At 61.8% G+C, this 14,952-nt stretch carries 18 protein-coding genes and 1 pseudogene; 7 read left to right on the top strand and 12 right to left on the bottom strand.

Features of this window, described 5'->3' with window-relative positions; translation table 11 throughout:
- The 3 genes from AC1DQR_RS39445 to AC1DQR_RS39435 form a co-directional block, all read right to left on the bottom strand.
- Nucleotides 1–192: transposase (locus AC1DQR_RS39445; RefSeq protein WP_477135052.1), on the bottom strand; the 192-nt coding region annotated here is incomplete at its 3' end.
- A gap of 264 nt (nucleotides 193–456) precedes the next feature.
- Entirely contained in the window at nucleotides 457–897 is a 441-nt protein-coding gene (locus tag AC1DQR_RS39440; protein ID WP_416046931.1) for an HU family DNA-binding protein, read from the bottom strand.
- Between the two features lie 101 nt (nucleotides 898–998).
- On the bottom strand, nucleotides 999–1,202 hold the full coding sequence (locus tag AC1DQR_RS39435) for a hypothetical protein (RefSeq protein ID WP_416046932.1): 204 nt from the start codon (nucleotides 1,200–1,202) through the stop codon (nucleotides 999–1,001).
- Nucleotides 1,203–1,851: 649 nt separating this feature from the next.
- Here AC1DQR_RS39435 and AC1DQR_RS39430 point away from each other — a divergent pair.
- The 3 genes from AC1DQR_RS39430 to AC1DQR_RS39420 are packed head-to-tail and all read left to right on the top strand — an operon-like array spanning nucleotide 1,852 to nucleotide 4,614.
- A complete protein-coding gene (locus AC1DQR_RS39430; protein WP_416046933.1) occupies nucleotides 1,852–2,577 on the top strand; it encodes a hypothetical protein in 726 nt (241 codons plus the stop codon).
- On the top strand, nucleotides 2,574–3,488 hold the full coding sequence (locus tag AC1DQR_RS39425; protein ID WP_416046934.1) for a TIGR04222 domain-containing membrane protein: 915 nt from the start codon (nucleotides 2,574–2,576) through the stop codon (nucleotides 3,486–3,488). Before AC1DQR_RS39430 ends, AC1DQR_RS39425 begins: the two co-directional genes overlap by 4 nt.
- Complete coding sequence (locus tag AC1DQR_RS39420) at nucleotides 3,478–4,614, top strand: MbnB/TglH/ChrH family RiPP precursor modification enzyme (protein ID WP_416046935.1); 1,137 nt, start codon at nucleotides 3,478–3,480, stop codon at nucleotides 4,612–4,614. The genes AC1DQR_RS39425 and AC1DQR_RS39420 overlap by 11 nt, the downstream gene beginning before the upstream one ends.
- Nucleotides 4,615–5,015: 401 nt before the next feature.
- Here AC1DQR_RS39420 and AC1DQR_RS39415 read toward each other — a convergent pair whose 3' ends face one another.
- From AC1DQR_RS39415 to AC1DQR_RS39385, 7 genes are all read right to left on the bottom strand, one after another.
- Nucleotides 5,016–5,915 carry an MBL fold metallo-hydrolase gene (locus AC1DQR_RS39415; RefSeq protein ID WP_416046936.1) on the bottom strand — a complete coding sequence of 300 codons (900 nt, stop codon included), beginning with the start codon at nucleotides 5,913–5,915 and terminating at the stop codon, nucleotides 5,016–5,018.
- A 37-nt stretch (nucleotides 5,916–5,952) separates the two neighbouring features.
- Nucleotides 5,953–6,939 (bottom strand): Bug family tripartite tricarboxylate transporter substrate binding protein, encoded by a 987-nt coding sequence (locus AC1DQR_RS39410; RefSeq protein WP_477135051.1) that lies wholly within the window; start codon nucleotides 6,937–6,939, stop codon nucleotides 5,953–5,955.
- Nucleotides 6,940–7,021: 82 nt separating this feature from the next.
- Entirely contained in the window at nucleotides 7,022–7,528 is a 507-nt protein-coding gene (locus AC1DQR_RS39405) for a 2,4'-dihydroxyacetophenone dioxygenase family protein (protein ID WP_416046938.1), read from the bottom strand.
- A 93-nt stretch (nucleotides 7,529–7,621) separates the two neighbouring features.
- A complete protein-coding gene (locus tag AC1DQR_RS39400; protein ID WP_477135053.1) occupies nucleotides 7,622–7,711 on the bottom strand; it encodes an SDR family oxidoreductase in 90 nt (29 codons plus the stop codon).
- On the bottom strand, nucleotides 7,677–8,423 hold the full coding sequence (locus tag AC1DQR_RS39395) for an SDR family NAD(P)-dependent oxidoreductase (protein WP_477135050.1): 747 nt from the start codon (nucleotides 8,421–8,423) through the stop codon (nucleotides 7,677–7,679). Before AC1DQR_RS39395 ends, AC1DQR_RS39400 begins: the two co-directional genes overlap by 35 nt.
- Before the next feature lie 11 nt (nucleotides 8,424–8,434).
- Complete coding sequence (locus AC1DQR_RS39390) at nucleotides 8,435–8,869, bottom strand: ester cyclase (protein WP_416046939.1); 435 nt, start codon at nucleotides 8,867–8,869, stop codon at nucleotides 8,435–8,437.
- A gap of 69 nt (nucleotides 8,870–8,938) precedes the next feature.
- Complete coding sequence (locus AC1DQR_RS39385) at nucleotides 8,939–9,901, bottom strand: Bug family tripartite tricarboxylate transporter substrate binding protein (protein ID WP_416046940.1); 963 nt, start codon at nucleotides 9,899–9,901, stop codon at nucleotides 8,939–8,941.
- A gap of 197 nt (nucleotides 9,902–10,098) precedes the next feature.
- Here AC1DQR_RS39385 and AC1DQR_RS39380 point away from each other — a divergent pair, with 197 nt between their 5' ends.
- The 3 genes and pseudogenes from AC1DQR_RS39380 to AC1DQR_RS39370 all read left to right on the top strand — a co-directional run bounded on the left by AC1DQR_RS39380 (nucleotide 10,099) and on the right by AC1DQR_RS39370 (nucleotide 12,580).
- On the top strand, nucleotides 10,099–10,638 hold the full coding sequence (locus AC1DQR_RS39380; protein WP_416046941.1) for a VOC family protein: 540 nt from the start codon (nucleotides 10,099–10,101) through the stop codon (nucleotides 10,636–10,638).
- Nucleotides 10,635–11,410, top strand: a pseudogene (locus AC1DQR_RS39375) (SDR family NAD(P)-dependent oxidoreductase). The gene AC1DQR_RS39380 and the pseudogene AC1DQR_RS39375 overlap by 4 nt, the downstream one beginning before the upstream one ends.
- Before the next feature lie 90 nt (nucleotides 11,411–11,500).
- Nucleotides 11,501–12,580, top strand: a complete 1,080-nt coding sequence (locus AC1DQR_RS39370; protein WP_416046943.1) for a LacI family DNA-binding transcriptional regulator — start codon at nucleotides 11,501–11,503, stop codon at nucleotides 12,578–12,580.
- 22 nt (nucleotides 12,581–12,602) lie between these two features.
- Here the strand turns inward: AC1DQR_RS39370 and AC1DQR_RS39365 are convergent, their stop codons facing one another.
- A complete protein-coding gene (locus tag AC1DQR_RS39365; protein WP_416046944.1) occupies nucleotides 12,603–12,770 on the bottom strand; it encodes a hypothetical protein in 168 nt (55 codons plus the stop codon).
- Nucleotides 12,771–12,932: 162 nt separating this feature from the next.
- On the opposite strand from AC1DQR_RS39365, the gene AC1DQR_RS39360 reads away from it, so the two are divergent.
- Nucleotides 12,933–13,307, top strand: coding sequence for a hypothetical protein (locus AC1DQR_RS39360; protein ID WP_416046945.1), 375 nt, complete (start codon nucleotides 12,933–12,935; stop codon nucleotides 13,305–13,307).
- A 230-nt stretch (nucleotides 13,308–13,537) separates the two neighbouring features.
- Here the strand turns inward: AC1DQR_RS39360 and AC1DQR_RS39355 are convergent, their stop codons facing one another.
- Complete coding sequence (locus tag AC1DQR_RS39355) at nucleotides 13,538–13,735, bottom strand: hypothetical protein (RefSeq protein WP_416046946.1); 198 nt, start codon at nucleotides 13,733–13,735, stop codon at nucleotides 13,538–13,540.
- Between the last annotated feature and the right edge of the window lie 1,217 nt (nucleotides 13,736–14,952).

Here is a 14,952-nt window from a genome sequence, read left to right as displayed (position 1 = left end):
CATGCCGCTGCCCAAGCCCAGCTCCTGCGGCACGTCTTCCCACGGAATCCCAGTCTGCAAGACAAATAGGATGCCGTTTAGCGCTGCTCGGTCGTCCAGCCTAGGGCGGCCGCCCTTTGGGGAGGGTTCCACCTTCGGCAGCAGCGGCTGCAATGCCTTCCACAATTCGTGGTTGATCTTCTTCCGTGCCATAACACATAGCAACGCTCAACAGCTATGTGACGATGACAAGGTTTTGTTAGCCACTCCCTGCCAGCAGAAGACAATTATCGCAATTAACCGCCAAAATCAGAACCCGCCAGTCAATCCCTCAAGACGCGAAATTGAGTGACCTATATTGGCTAGGTACTCGGCGCATCAGAAAAAAGATGACCTACGCATGGTCGTTGCGAGTCGTGTTGTGACCACTACCCCTTGTGTGGTAAGCGCGAGAAAATCATGAGTACGGTTGCTTCGTTACAGCGCGGCATCCTTGAGTTTCTTCAGCGGGCGCACCTTCACCTTAACGGTGGCCGGCTTGGCCGCGAACCACTGGTCCTCACCGGTGAACGGGTTCTTGCCGAAACGCTTCTTCGTCGCCGGCACCTGCAAGGCAGTGACCTTGAGCAGGCCAGGGAGCGTGAACTCGCCCGCACCCTTCTTGTGCACCGCGCTCAGGACCGTGTTTTCCAGGTGTGCCAGCACGGTCTTGACGGTCTTGGCGTCCAGCTCGGTCTGGGCGACCAGGTGGGCCAGCAAGCTCGCCTTGGTGAAGGTTTCCTTCAGCGGTTTCGCTACCGGCGCAGCAGCAGCGGCGGCTTTCTTTGCCGGTGCGGCCGTCTTCGTGGCAGGTGCCGCTGCCTTCTTGGCTGCAGGCTTGGCCGGGGTCTTTACTACAGCTTTCGCTTTGGTTGCCATGGATTCTTCTGTGATCTAGTTACTCGTTGATATGTCGCCGTGGAGGCGTTCGAGAGAATAGCAAACTCCATGCTGTGTGTGCGACTGCGTGAAACCAACGATTACAACTGCGCGCCGATGGTAGCCCTGATCCGGTCGCAGGTTCGCGTGCTGGCCAGCCCAAGCAGATTGCTGACTTCTTCCCGGCCGTGGCCGGCAAGTAGCTGGCGCCGGCAGTACGTGTTGCGCAGCACCCGCGGGCTCATGTCTTCGTCTTCGAAATCGATGGCCAAGAGCGCCGCTCGCACAATCTTGCCAAAGCTCATATCAGTATCGGCTCTCCGCTGGCTATGAGTGAGAAAACGCGGTCGCTGGCGACCGGCAGGGTCTGGCGGCGAACGTGCCATTCCGCTATGCCTGCAGCCTGGCGTCGGCGTTCCCGGGCAGGTAAATAGGGTCCGGCTCGTCCTTCGGCCAATCGCTATTCCGCACCGGCTGACTGGCTGGGCGTGATTTGATCGCAGCCACGACAGTGCAGCTTCGCAGTCGGTGTGGGACTTCGTTTGGCCGTGCACGTTTGAGTAGGTGGTAGGCATTGGTGCACGCATCCAGCTCCGCAGGCATCAAAAGCGTGTCGAGCGTCCGCAGGCCGGCTGCCACTGGACAATCGCTGCGAGTTCGTGTGCAATTCCGGCCGGGCCACAAAGACCTCACATATTGGTAGAAGTCGAAAGCTTTGCTGATCTCCACAATTCTCCGGCTTGCTATCCGGCCTCTCGCCAAAAATCGACGGCTCGCGCAGGCGCGTCGTTCCTATGACAGTCGCGCTTGACAGCCATGCAGATCCCCAATCGGTTCCGGTGGGGCGTTTTCTTGTTGTCGAAAGCATTGTGATAGATTTGCTGTATCTACCTTTTTTGACACTTTCACGTATTATTCACAGCGCAGAACAATACCGATAAAGACGGGGCCATCGTGATCGACACACTCAGCCAGCAGCGGACCAATCTGGCCATGGAAAGCTTTGTCGGGGCGGCGCGGACCGCCCTGGGCGACAGCCTGCGTGCCATCGTGCTATATGGCTCCGCCGCCGAAGACGCGGTGCGCGCGCGGTCCGATATCAACGTGCTGGTGGTGCTGCACCGATTCGAGCCCGTGCGGATCGACGCGTTGCGCGATACCTTGCGCGCGCTGCATGCAGCGGTTCGGCTGGATGCGATGTTCCTGCTGGAGGATGAGATCGAGGCGGCGGCGCAGGCCTTCCCCGTCAAATTCTTCGACGTGCTGCGTCGCCATCGGGTGGCGTACGGCGACGATCCTTTTGCAGGTGTCGCGATCGGCCCGGACGTGATCGCCGGCCACCTGAAGCAGTTGCTTCTGAACATGATCCTGCGGTGGCGCAATGCCTATGCCACTCGCGCCGCGCGCGAGGAACAACTCCCGGCCTTGCTGGCGGACGCCACGGGCCCGCTGCGCGCCAGCGCCGCTGCCTTGCTGTCCCTGCGGGGTGAAACGGTGGCGTCGCCTAAGGCAGCCCTGCAACGGGTCGTGGATGGCTGGAGCAATGCTGCCGCCAGCGCCGCGCTGACGCGCTTCTCTGGCTTGCGGGAAGGCGGGGCCCTGGCGCCGGGAGAAGGAGAAGTCCTCTTGCTCACCGTCATCGACATGGCCGGGCGCATGCGCGCGGAGCTCGGTGCATGACGCTGGCCAATCCGCTGAATCCATTTAGCTGGCCCGGCCAGGCGTTTCTTGCATTCTATGTGGTCTTTGGCCTGATGGTGGCGTTTGGCTTGCGCCGCTGGCTGCGTGCGCCCTGGCGTTACCCGGCGACGGCCCCACTCGGGCCGCTGACCTCGGATCCATATTGCGTGGCTTACCTGCGCGGCGGCGAGGGGGAGGCGAAACGGGCCGTGTTGTTTTCCCTGATCGATCGCGGCTTGCTGGAGATATCCGGCATCAAGCTCTGCACGAAAGGTGCTGTCGAACTCGCTCGGCGTCCACTCGAGCGCGCGGCGCTGACAACCTGCCGAATCCCACGGCCGACGCGGCAGCTGCTTGAGAACAAGCCGTGGCCGCGCCCGGCCACGGCAGATTACCAGTCGGCGCTGCGCAAGGCTGGACTGCTGACACCGGATGACGACAGCAAGCCCGCGGCCTACTGGTGCGCACTGGCTTTGCTGCTGGGCGTGGCAGGCTTCAAGGTGGTCCACGCGCTGTTGCATGGTCACTATAACGTGTGGCTGCTGATCATTCTCGCAGGCGTCTCCTGGGTGTTCCTGATGCCAGATCCGCAACGTCTCACACCGGCCGGCGAGCGCTTCCTGGCGGACCAGCGTGTGCTGTTCGGCAGCCTGCGTTCGCGTAGGCTCAGGCCTTCCGGCCAGGACCCCGATGCCACCTGGCTGGCGGCGGTGTTTGGCCTCGAGGCGCTGCCGCCGGCCGTTTTCCCATACGTGCGCACGTTGCTTCCCCTCGGGCCACTGTCTGTCAAGGACGAGAATCAACCGGACAACAGCGGTGGCTGCAGCAGCTCTTGCGGCAGTAGCATTGACAGTGGTGATAGCGGCGGGGGTAGCGGCTGCGGGGGCTGCGGAGGCGGCGGTGGCGACTGACGGCGCCATGCCGGCGGACCGCGTCGGGCTGGGCTGGCGACCGGAACTGGTGGCTGGCATCCAGCACCATCTTGACCGCATCGACGTGCTGGAGGTGATCGCGGATGGCTGGTTCGACCGTCCTCCCGCACAATGGCGTGCGCTTGCCACTCTGGCGCGCCAGGTGCCGGTGCTGCTTCACGGGGTGGGCATGGGCCTGGCCTCGGCGTGGCCAGTGCAGCCGGTACGGTTGCAGGCCATGGCGCGGCTGGTGGACAAGGTACGGCCGCTGGGGTGGTCGGAGCACCTGGCATTCGTGCGCGCGGGGGGCATCGAGATTGGCCACCTGGCGGCGCCGCCTCGCACTGCGGCCACGGTTGAGGGTACTTTGCGCAACCTGCGGGAAGCGCGCCGCGTGGTGGGCAGCCTGCCCATGCTCGAGAACATCGCCACGCTGATCGATCCGCCGGTCTCCACACTGGACGAAAGCGGCTGGCTCGGCGCGATTGCCGAAGCGGCGGACGTCACGCTATTGCTGGATTTGCACAACCTCCACGCCAACGCGCTCAATTTCGGGCAGGACCCGCTTGCCCAGCTGCGCACGCTGCCGCTGGCCCGGGTGCGCTGTGTGCACCTGGCTGGCGGGCGCTGGATCGGCAATCCGGCGGCGGCTGGTCGGCGCTTGCTGGACGATCATCTGCACGATCCGCCGGACGCAGTCTTTGGYTTGCTGGCCGAACTTGCGGCTCGCGTGCCACACGCGCTGACGGTGGTGGTCGAGCGCGATGGCGCTTATCCACCTATTGCTGAATTGCTGCGGCAGCTCGATCTGGCGCGCGCCGCGCTGGCGGCCGGGCGTGCGCGGCGCCGCGTGCCGCAGGGGAGCCATGCGCTGCCAGGGCAAGTGGCCCCGCATGGCGCGGACCTGGAGCGCGGGCGCCGCGTCGAGCGCCTGCTGGCCAGCGTGTACGCCGACGCCGCCGCGCGTGGCGCATTCCTGGTCGACCCGCATGGAACGGCGCTGCGCGCCGGCTGTGCCGAGCAGGACGCGATGGCGCTGGCGTCGCTGGACCGGGAAGGTCTGGCGTTCGCGGCCGCCAGCTTCGCGCATAAGCGCGGGGCGGTGGCCTTGCCGATGAATCATTGAGTGGTGACAGCGGGGCGCGTTGCTTTTCCCAGCGGGTCACCGATTCCATGGCCTCCGCGACAAGGCCCACTTCACAAAGTCGTGGCGGAGTAGGCCATCAACACCAACGGGCGAGCTATTGATTGTGCGACGAATCCGCGAGCGTCGTCGAAGAGGGTGAGTTGGGGGGAGTGGGCCCGCATCGGAAGCACCTGGGTGATGAACGTGCATCCAATCTACCCGGGCGGCGATGAAGTCAAGTTCGGCTCGGCCCGTCAGATGTCCCGTCCGGCGCGCTTGGTGTCACGCGCCCCGACAAGCGAGGCCTCGCTGCGCATTGCCAACTCGGGGATTGGCACTTGCATCATGTTTCGTGCGGCCTCGCGTACCGGAAGCGACCGTTGACACATGCAGAATGCGGGTCAAGGCTCAAAGAAATGAAAGCGGAAGCCGTCGTGATGTGACAGAAGCTTGCCAGCCGTCGGCGATGGGAAATGCATCGACAGCAGCGTGACAGGCGCGTCGACGCACCGTACCATCAGGCGTTGCCGCGTGAGTATTGCCAGGTCCGGACGCCAGTCACCTGTGTTTTTCAATGACGGTTCGTTGAAGACAATGGGATGATGGAAGACGTCGCCGGTCATGATAGCTTCGTTTCCCCCACCCTTGATATGCACCGAGACATGACCCGGCGTATGTCCGCTCGCGTCCTCAATCCAGATGCCGTGGGATAGATCGCCATCCACGAAATGGTCCACGTCAATCAGGTCCGCGAGACCCGATTCGACAATTGGCAGCACACTGTCTGCAAACGAGCCTTGATTGACGGGAAGGGCGGGTTGGCCCGTGTGCATCTTCATGAAGTGATCGAACTCCTGCCGGGAGAACAAGTAGCGAGCATTGGGAAACGTCGGCACCCAGTTTCCATTGTCAAGGCGCGTGTTCCAGCCGACGTGGTCCGTATGAAGGTGCGTGCATAACACCATGTCGATGTCTTCGGGCCTTACGCCTTGGGCTGCCAGGCTGGTCAGGTAGTTGTCGGAGGCGCGCTGATGTTGCCACAGCGCACGAGGACGATCCTTGTGATTGCCGTTGCAGGTGTCGACGAGAATGTTTCTACCGCCGGACCGGATGAGGTAGCTGTGAAAGCTGATGCAAAGCTGCGACGTCTGCGGGTGGATCAGCCGCGGGCCGAGCCGTGCCTTCTGCCGCGCCACTACTTCGTCGTCGATACCCGGATAGAGCCACGATGCATCGGCCCAGAATTGCTCCTGTTCCACAATTCGGTCTATCGTGACCTGCCCGAATCGAAGCTGTCTCATTTTGTCTCCTTAGGCGTTTGGCAAATGCATATGGGCATCAAATGTTCTGCCGAGCCACGCCGGCGTCGCGGGCAATGCCGGACCAGCGTGCGGACTCCTCTGTGATCAGCCTGCCGAACTCGGTGGGGCCGAGCGATTCGGACTGCGCTCCCATGCCTTGGAGCTTCTGACGGACTTCAGCTTGCTTCATGACCTTGACGGCTTCGGCCGCGATCGCGTCTACGATGGCGGCGGGCGTGCTGGGGGGAGCCATCAACCCAACCCAGAAGCCCTTGCTGTCTGCCGCGTTTGCCAAGCCTGCCTGCGCCATCGTCGGCGTTCCTGGCAAGGCGGCAGACGGCTCGCGAGACATCACGGACAATGGACGAAGTTGTGCGCGGTTGGTCGAGATCAGCGGTATGGCGCCCATCATGGCATCGACTTGCCCGGCGAGCAGGGCTTGCACGGCTGGGGCGCTGCCAGTGAACGGCACGTGCAACATGTCTGGAATGCCAGCGGAACGCATGAATGCCAGCATTGCCGCATGGCCAGTCGTACCGATACCCCAGGTGGAATAGCTTATCGTCCTCTTCTTGCACAGTTCGATGAACTCGCGCAGGTTGTTCACCGGCAGGTTCCGTTTCACGGCAAGCGCGAATGGTACGAAGGCCAGCGTCGCGATCGGCACGTGTTTCTCCGGCCTGAACTTCGGATTGTTGGAGAAATGCGGATAGATTGTGTGGGTATCGCTGCTGGCTGTCAGTAGCGTCTGCCCGTCAGGTGTGGCGTTGGAGAGCAGATAAGACCCGATGACCCCGGACGCGCCTGGGCGGTTATCGACGACGATGCGCTCGCCTAGGTCGTTGCCCGCACCGGCACCAAACACGCGTGCGATGATGTCAGACATGCCGCCGGCCTGGCCGGGAACGATGAGTTGTATTGGACGGGTCGCTCGCCAGTCGCTTTTGGCACTAGCAAGCGTGTGGAGGCTCGTCAGAACCGTAGCAGCCGATGCCTGCATCAAGAGGCGCCTTTTCTGATTCATGGGATTCTGTCTCCATCAAGTCTTGTATTTTTTAAGGCGTGCCCGCTCGAGACACGCCTGTACGGCATACGGGCGTGAAAATTTAGTCGCGCGAGAACGTGGCGCCGCCGTTTGGCCGGATATACCGTGGCGTTGGCAGGCCCATGGCCTTGGCGGCATTGAGGATGCCGTCCTCGATCGCGCCGGCGTCACGCACGGACTGGTATTCGCTGTCCTTGAAGATCACGTTGGCGCCATAGACGACCATAAAGCCCTCAGCGGGCTCTTTGGCATCGGCTGGCACCGAGAAAGTGTGAATGGAGCCGCCCGGCTCGTACAGGTAACTACCGGCTGTTTGCGGGTCCTCGGGGTATTCGACATAGTTCCATTCACCCTTCGTCGTGAAGAAGTGGACGGTTCCGGTGTGGAAGTGGGGCGGCAGGGTCGTGCCTGGCTCGAATTTTCCGTACAAGACCCAGACACCGTTCTCACGATCGAGGAAGAGCGGGACGATAGTAGAACCGGATTCCGATCCTGGGAACTCCACTGCATCGTGAATGTTGACGGTCAGCAGTCGATCCTGATGGGTAAAGACCTTGGGCAATGCCATGATGCAAATCTCCTGAGGCGACGAGTCGAATCGCATGGATTCGCATAAGTCTCGCCGCCGGTATGTTGAGGGTGTCCGGACGTCCGGGATGACTCAGAGATACAGACCGCCATCGACTGCGATTTCGATGCCGGTGATGTAGCGAGATTCATCGCTTGCGAGGAAAAGCGACGCGTAGGCGATGTCCCACGGGGAGCCTTGGTGGCCCATCGGGCAGCGCTGGTTTCGCGCGTCGTGCGGCAGCGTCACCGGTGGTCAGGTGTGCTGCGTGTGGTGTGTCGATCAATCCGGGGACCACGACGTTAGCCCGAACGCGATCCGCGGCGTAGCGGCGCGCGAGCACACGCGTCATATGGTTGAGCGCCGCCTTCGACGCGTTGTAAGCCAGAAACGGCATCGGGCTCCATTTGCGGCTGGCGATCGACGAAATATTGACGATCGAACCCCCCCCCTTTTGCACCATGCGCGGGATTACCTGCTGGCAGGCCAGCATGACGCCTTTGAGATTGATGTCAAAGACGCGATCCCAGTCTTCCTCACGGATCTTCTCGAGCTCTGCCACGATCTCGATACCGACATTGTTATGCAGTACGTCGATGCGACCGTACTCGGATGCGCAATAGCTGGCCATGGCTGCAAGCTGGGCCTTGCTGCATACGTCGGCCTCGAATGGCAGTGCTTCGCCGCCGGTTTCGCGGATTTGTTCGACGACGCGTTGCGCGGCTTCGGTGTCACGGTCTACGCAGAGCACGCGCGCGCCTTCTCGCGCATAGACAATGGCCGCAGCGGAACCATTGCTGGCGTCCGCGCCACTGGAGCCAGTGCCCACGACGATGGCGACCTTGCCGGCCAGCCGGCCATGCCCACTGGCGATTGCAAGTGCTGAATTTCCCATGCCCGCGCCCCTCAGAGCAGGCCGAGCGCGCGCAGCTTGGCGTCGGGCGCCGAGTATGGGCGCTCGCAGATGATCTTGTCCGAGGCCGGCGCAAACTCGAACGTGGCGGCCATTCGTACACGGAAGGTGCGGCCCGTCGGTGCGAAGGTCTTGCCGTTGGCCTGAAGCGGGCCGAGATGCGTGCCCTGCAACCAGAACTCTACGAGCACCGTTTCGTCGACGGCAGCAATGGCGATGATTTCGTTCTTGAGGTCGGGGAAGGGAATCCGCGACGAATCAAAATAGCCGCGTACCTCCGTTTCACCGTCAAAGACAACGCCGCTGCCATGCATTTCGTAGCGAGGGTGGGAAAACGTATCGATGACGGCGTCCCAGTCATGGACGCATTCCAGAGCCATGTGGTCGCGCACGGTTTTGATGCGTGCGGCGTCGAGCGTAGCAGACATTAAAAATCTCCTGTGGTAGATAACGAGAATTCGAATCGTGATTGGGTGCCGCGGGGCAACGCCCGTTGCTTAATCCAGCTTGATGTTCGCTTGCGTCGCGATGGCCTTCCACATGGGAATATCGCGGGCATTGATAGCCTGTTGCTCCGGTCCGGGCACATACTTCGCGGTGATACCCAGCGAGAGCAGCTTGTTTACGACCGCAGGTTCCTTGAGCGTGGTTTCCAGGACGCGAGACAGTTTCTCCACGATGGGTTTCGGCGTTTTTGCTGGCACATACATGACCCAGGTCAGTTCGCGGTCGAAGTCCACGCCCTGTTCCTTATAGCTGGCGACGTTTGGCAAGCTGGGCGAACGTCGCGTGCATACGGCGAGCGCCTTGACCTTGCCTTCCTTTACGAAAGGGGTAGCAGTCACCATGTCGACGAAGCCCACAGAGATGTGGTTGCCGAGGATGTCGGTCACAATCTGGGACGTGCCCTTGTATGGCACGTGCTGCATCGGTATGCCGGCCTTCTGGCTCAGGACCTCGCCACAGAAGTGGCCCGTGGATCCCGCTCCCCAGCTTGCATATTGAATCGGCGTCTTGTCCTTGCGCGACAGCGCAATCAGTTGCTTGAGGTCGTTCGCCGGATACTGATTGGCAGCAATCATCACGATTGACGAGTTTCCTATCGCCCCCAGACTCTGGAAGTCGCGCACCGGGTCGTAGGGCAGTTTCGTGTACGTGGCCGGCGCAAGCTGGTGGGTCGACATGCCGCCGATCATGATCGTGTAGCCGTCCGGTGCCGCGGTGGCCACGGCGTGGGTACCGATCGTGCCAGCCGCACCAGGCTTGTTCTCCACTACCACCGGCTGCTTGAGTTGCGCCGCGAAGCGTTCGGCGAGCAGCCGCCCGAGAATGTCGCCACCGCCTCCGGCGGAGAAGGGCAACAGCATGCGGATGGGGCGATCGGGATAAGAGGCGACATCGCCGGCCTGGGCGGCCGTGGCCGCAAGGGCGAGCAGGCCGCCGGCAAGAAATCTATTCATGTCTGTCTCCGTAGGTATCCGTCCGTTCTGCAATGCAGACGTTGTCAGTCGCGTTCCAATTGAAGTGGAAACGTTTCCACTAAGTTTGGTAGGCCACGCAAGGAGTGGCAATCATGGTAAACGCTAGGCCGCCTCCAATCGCAATGCCGACTAAACTTAAAAAATGGAAACGTTTCCAATTTGGACGGAGAGAGACAATGAGTTTGCTGTTTGGTGGCGTTTGCCAGATTGGCTATGTCGTGCGCGATATGGAGAAGGCCATGCGGCACTGGAGCGAAGTGTTGGGAGTCGGCCCCTGGTTCTACAAGAAAGCCGTTGGTACCACGGAGTTCCGTTACTACGGCAAGACATCGGCGCTGCCGGACCTGTCTATCGCCCTTGCCAATTCAGGGGGTGTCCAGATCGAGCTGATCCAGCAACGCAACGATGCGCCGTCGCTGTATCTGGATTCCCTGAAGCAGGCAGGAGAGGGCATGCAGCATATCGCCTACTGGACAGACGATCGGTTCGACGAGTACGCGGAAGCCTTGCGTGGGCGCGGCTATGTAGAGGGGCACGGCGGCCGCATGGGCATGCGCGGCCGATTTGCCTACTACGTCCACGCGGACTTACCTGGCAACATCGTGGAGATCTCGGAAATGGCGGGTGGCAAGGGTGAGTATTTCGCGTCGATTGCCGCCGCCGCCAAAGGGTGGGACGGCGCTGATCCGATCCGCCGGATTGGAGCGCCGCAATGACCACCAACGAAAGCAAGGAACCGGGGCGACGCGTCGCAGTGGTGACGGGCGCCGCGCGCGGCATTGGATTGGCGATTGGTGCCCGTCTGGCCGCGGAGGGTTTTTCCGTAGCATTGTGGGATCGCGATGCCGGGCAACTCAACGAGGCCGAGCAATCGCTACGTGCAAGTGGCGCCCACGCGATGTCTGTCGCGGTTAACATCACGGATCGCGCTCAGGTCGACCGCGCGCTGGCACAGTCCACGGAAGCGCTGGGAGCGCCCACGCGCTGGTCAACAATGCCGCCATTCTGGGGCGCAGCGGTCCTACGATCGAGGCCTCGCTGGAGGAATGGAAGCGCGTCTTCGACGTGAACGTCTTTGGCGCGTTGCAGTGTGCGCAGGCTGTGGTGCCCATCATGGTGAGCCATGGTTATGGCCGCGTGGTCAATGTGGCGTCGATTGCCGGGAAGGAGGGCAACCCCTTCGCCGGCGCCTACGCTGCGTCGAAGGCAGCGCTAATTTCGATGACCAAAAGCCTGGGCAAGGAGTTGGCCGAAACCGGTGTGATGGTCAACTGCATCACGCCCAGTGCTGCCGATACCGATATCTTCGGCGTCTACGACGATAGTCAGCGTGCGCAATTGCAGGCGCGACTTCTGGAGCGCGTGCCGATGAAACGCTTCGTCCGCGTCGAGGAGGTCGCCGAGATGACGGCCTGGCTGTGCTCCGCGCGCTGCAGCTTCAGCACCGGGGCGGTTTTCGACATCAGTGGCGGCCGTGCGATGTACTAGGTGCGGCAATGGGTGGGGCCGATTTCGGCGATAATCGCGAACGAAGCCGGCGGCACTGCCGCCATCCGCTAGCAAGCCCCAGGATCAAAAATGAGTAGCCGAACGCGCACCCCTAGTTCCGATACGCCCACCCGCGTCACGATTCGTGACGTGGCGCGCGCGGCCGGCGTGTCGTTGGGTACGGCCTCGCGGGCGCTAAATCGTAGCGGTCCCGTAAGCGAAGCGGCTCTCCAGGCCGTGGAACGCGCAGCGAAGGCGCTGGCGTATGCGCCCGATCCGATCGCGCAGAGCATGCGCACGGGTACCTCTGGCGTGGTGGGACTGCTGGTTTCCGATCTGGCCAACCCGCTGTATGCCCGCATCATTACCGCGGTGGAGATCCGCCTGCAGCGCGAAGGCTACGCCATGGTGGTCGGAAACACCCACAATAGCAAGGCGCAGGAAGAGCTGATGGTGGACCTGTTTCGCCGGCGGCGCGTCGACGGACTGATTCTCGGGCCCTGTGAAGTGGAGCGTGCCGACTATCTTGAACAGATCTCGCGTGATCTGGCCGTGGTTGCCATGGACCGCGACTTCGGCGAGCAGGGATCGGGCGTTCACGTGGACCACTTCCGGGGCGCATACGAAGCCTGCCGGTATCTGCTCGACCTGGGTCATACGCGCATCGCGCTGATGACCTCCGACGGTGCCTTGCGACCCGGACGCGAGCGTATCGATGGATATCGCACGGCGATGGCCGAGCGCGGCCTGACGGTGGACGAAACGCTCGTCCGAGCAAGCCGCTCGGCCATGGATTTGTCGTTCAGCGACGCGCTGGCCCTGCTTTCCGCAAAGTCCCGACCGACGGCATTCATTTGCCTGGGCACGCGCATCCTGTCGGGCGTACTGCAGGCAACGCGACAAACCGGCCATCGGGTGCCGCACGATGTCAGCCTGATCTGCGTCGGCGACGGGGATCTGCCCCAACTGTATTCGCCCGCGATCACCGCGATCAGTTGGGACCTCGAGGCCGTGGGCACCGCCGCCGCTGAAATTCTGCTGCGATCGATTGGCGGCGCCGCGGACCGCGCGCAGGCGAAGGAGAAGGAGCAAGGGGCGCAGGAAGTACGGCTAACCACACAGGTCATCATGCGCGAGTCCTGCGCACCGCCCCCCGCCGCCAAGGCCTGAGCGCACCATCGCGCGGGGGCGCTCAGTGTGCCTCGATGGAGCCTACGACCACCGGACCCGTATCGCGTGGCCGGAACCATATGACCAGAATGACCGCCGCCAGTACCAGCGCCAGGCTCAGCAGGTAGAGGCTGAGCGTGAAGCTGCCGGTTGCCGCCTTGATCGCGCCGACTGCGGCGGGCGCCACCATGCCGGCACTGCCACCCTCGCGAGGTTCCTCATCCGGATTTCGCTATCTGTCGTGTGCAGCGAAAAAACGGTCTGCTGATAGCCCTCCGCATGTCGCCTCATGTATTTGTTTCCGTGGCGCCAGTCTCGATGCTGGATATCCAGATGAGCGATGCGCCGCGCTATGATTCGCTTCCACCGCATCGGAAACGGGCGCGGCACGGCCTCGCGCCACAGCCCGTTTTTCTGGTGCGGATCGACCCGATCAACGAAGAAGGAATGCGTTATGGCGCTCGAAAAACCTGCATTGCACTCAGTCTGGAAAAACGACCAGGGAGATGCATTCATCATTCTCGGCGTGTTTGACCCGGCAGAAGACGACGAGATGGAAGAGGACGACTATCGGCCCGGCTACTACCTCGTAACGTTTGTTCACTACGACGAGCGCAACGAGGTCGATGCCTTTGGGGAGGAATTCGACAACGAGCAATGGACGGCGCTGGTTAAGTCGCTCGACCTCAAGGAGAGCGGCGTGGAGCCCGGTGATTACGCAATTTGACACGTCACCACCAGCGCGGCGCGCGCCTGCTCTATCGCCTGAAATGCCACCGCGTCGACACGCGTTGCTCATTGCCAAACAGCGGGCATTTGACTTTGGCGTAGATCATGATCACGCCCCCAGTCATTGAAAGAAGTGGCCAGCCAGAACGGCGACGCGCGAGGGACGGCGGAAATACGGGCCGTCGATAGTGAAGCCGCCCAGGGCGTTGCGGTGGACGCGGGCGGGCTTCATTGCTGGCCTTCGGCCTTGGCAAACGCGGTTGCCCAGTCGGCGAGCACCCTCGCAAGCTCCCGACCCTGTTGCCACTCGATTTCCTGGCCAACTTCGATGAAGGCGCCGCCGATATAGCCTGCGAGAAAGAATTTGCTGGCTACAGGCGATTTGGCCTCTCTCCGAAGCGCCTCAAATGCCTTGTGYGCCGACAAGGCCGCGGGCTCCGTGACAAGGGAGCGGCCAGTCGATGTGGAACAGACCCTGCCTCGGCCGGCGCGCTCGGTCGAAGTGTTCTGCGGCGAGCGCTTACCGATTTCGCCCACGCTGGCGGGCCGGTGAGAAGCGTGCGCACGTAATCCACGTCCTCGGTTCGCCTGGTCGGCGTGCTGAGGCCAAAGACAGGCGTATTGATGCAGTATGCGGCAGGGCCCGTGACTCTTGGTCGACCAAATTCGAGCACGGCCATTCGGGCCATCGGAGACCCCCCGAGCAAAACCTCGACGGAGCTCGCTCTATAAGCGGCACTTAATTAGGAAAGAATCGCGTCTTTACCTCCTAAGCAAAACAGTTAGCAACGACACCGGGCCGCCTGCAAGCGACGGTCGTCAATATATTGGCAAATAGCTGCTGCGACGACAGCCGGATCTTAGAGAGGTGACAGGTGCCCTGTACCGGATAACATAAGCCACCTGGTCGAGTTCCCCGGTGGCACGGCGCCTGGCAGAGCGCTATCCCAAAGAAGTACAAGTTGACCCCGTTCCCATCTGGTGGAAGGACGGCAACGTATACACGTCGGCTGGCATATCGTCTGGAATCGAGCTGTTGCCGCGAATCCCGGGCGCCAAAATGCATGAGCAGCTGGCGGCATAACTTCACGGAGATTCCTGAATGGCTGCCCGCGAAATCGGACCTCGCGCTTTCGCTGGTAGGCGAAGATCTGGGAAATGACTTCGCGTTGGAAATAGCGAAGAATCTGGTACTGTTCTTGCGTCGCCCGGGCGGACAGGCACAGTTTAGCTTCGCACTTCAGTCACAGCGCGCGCACGATTCAAGTCTGAACGAGTTACGCCTCTGGATCGGTGAGCATCTGCATATGGACCCCACAGTCGAGGTAATGGCAGCCAGAGTTGCAACCAGCGTCAGAACGTTGATACGGATGTTCCAGCGAGAATCGCAGACCACGCTAAGCCGGCCTCCGATATACTTTCATTTTCGTGAAATAACGATGTGTTCGCTACTCTCGGGACTCTCATAACTTTGTATTGCCCATGCCACGACCTTTGCCAGATCCAACGTTGCCATCCCGCGCCACGATCAAGATTTGCTCCCATCTTGGGGATAGGGTGCGCGCGACTCGCGCTGCCCAAGGCCTACCAATTGATCAGGCCGCGCGGACATGTGGGGTGTCTGTGGGAATGCTGTCGAAACT

The sequence above is a fragment of the Cupriavidus sp. 05L411 genome (assembly GCF_056398045.1).
Note: the sequence above shows the minus strand (reverse complement) of the source record. Positions and strands in the feature narration are given on the sequence as shown.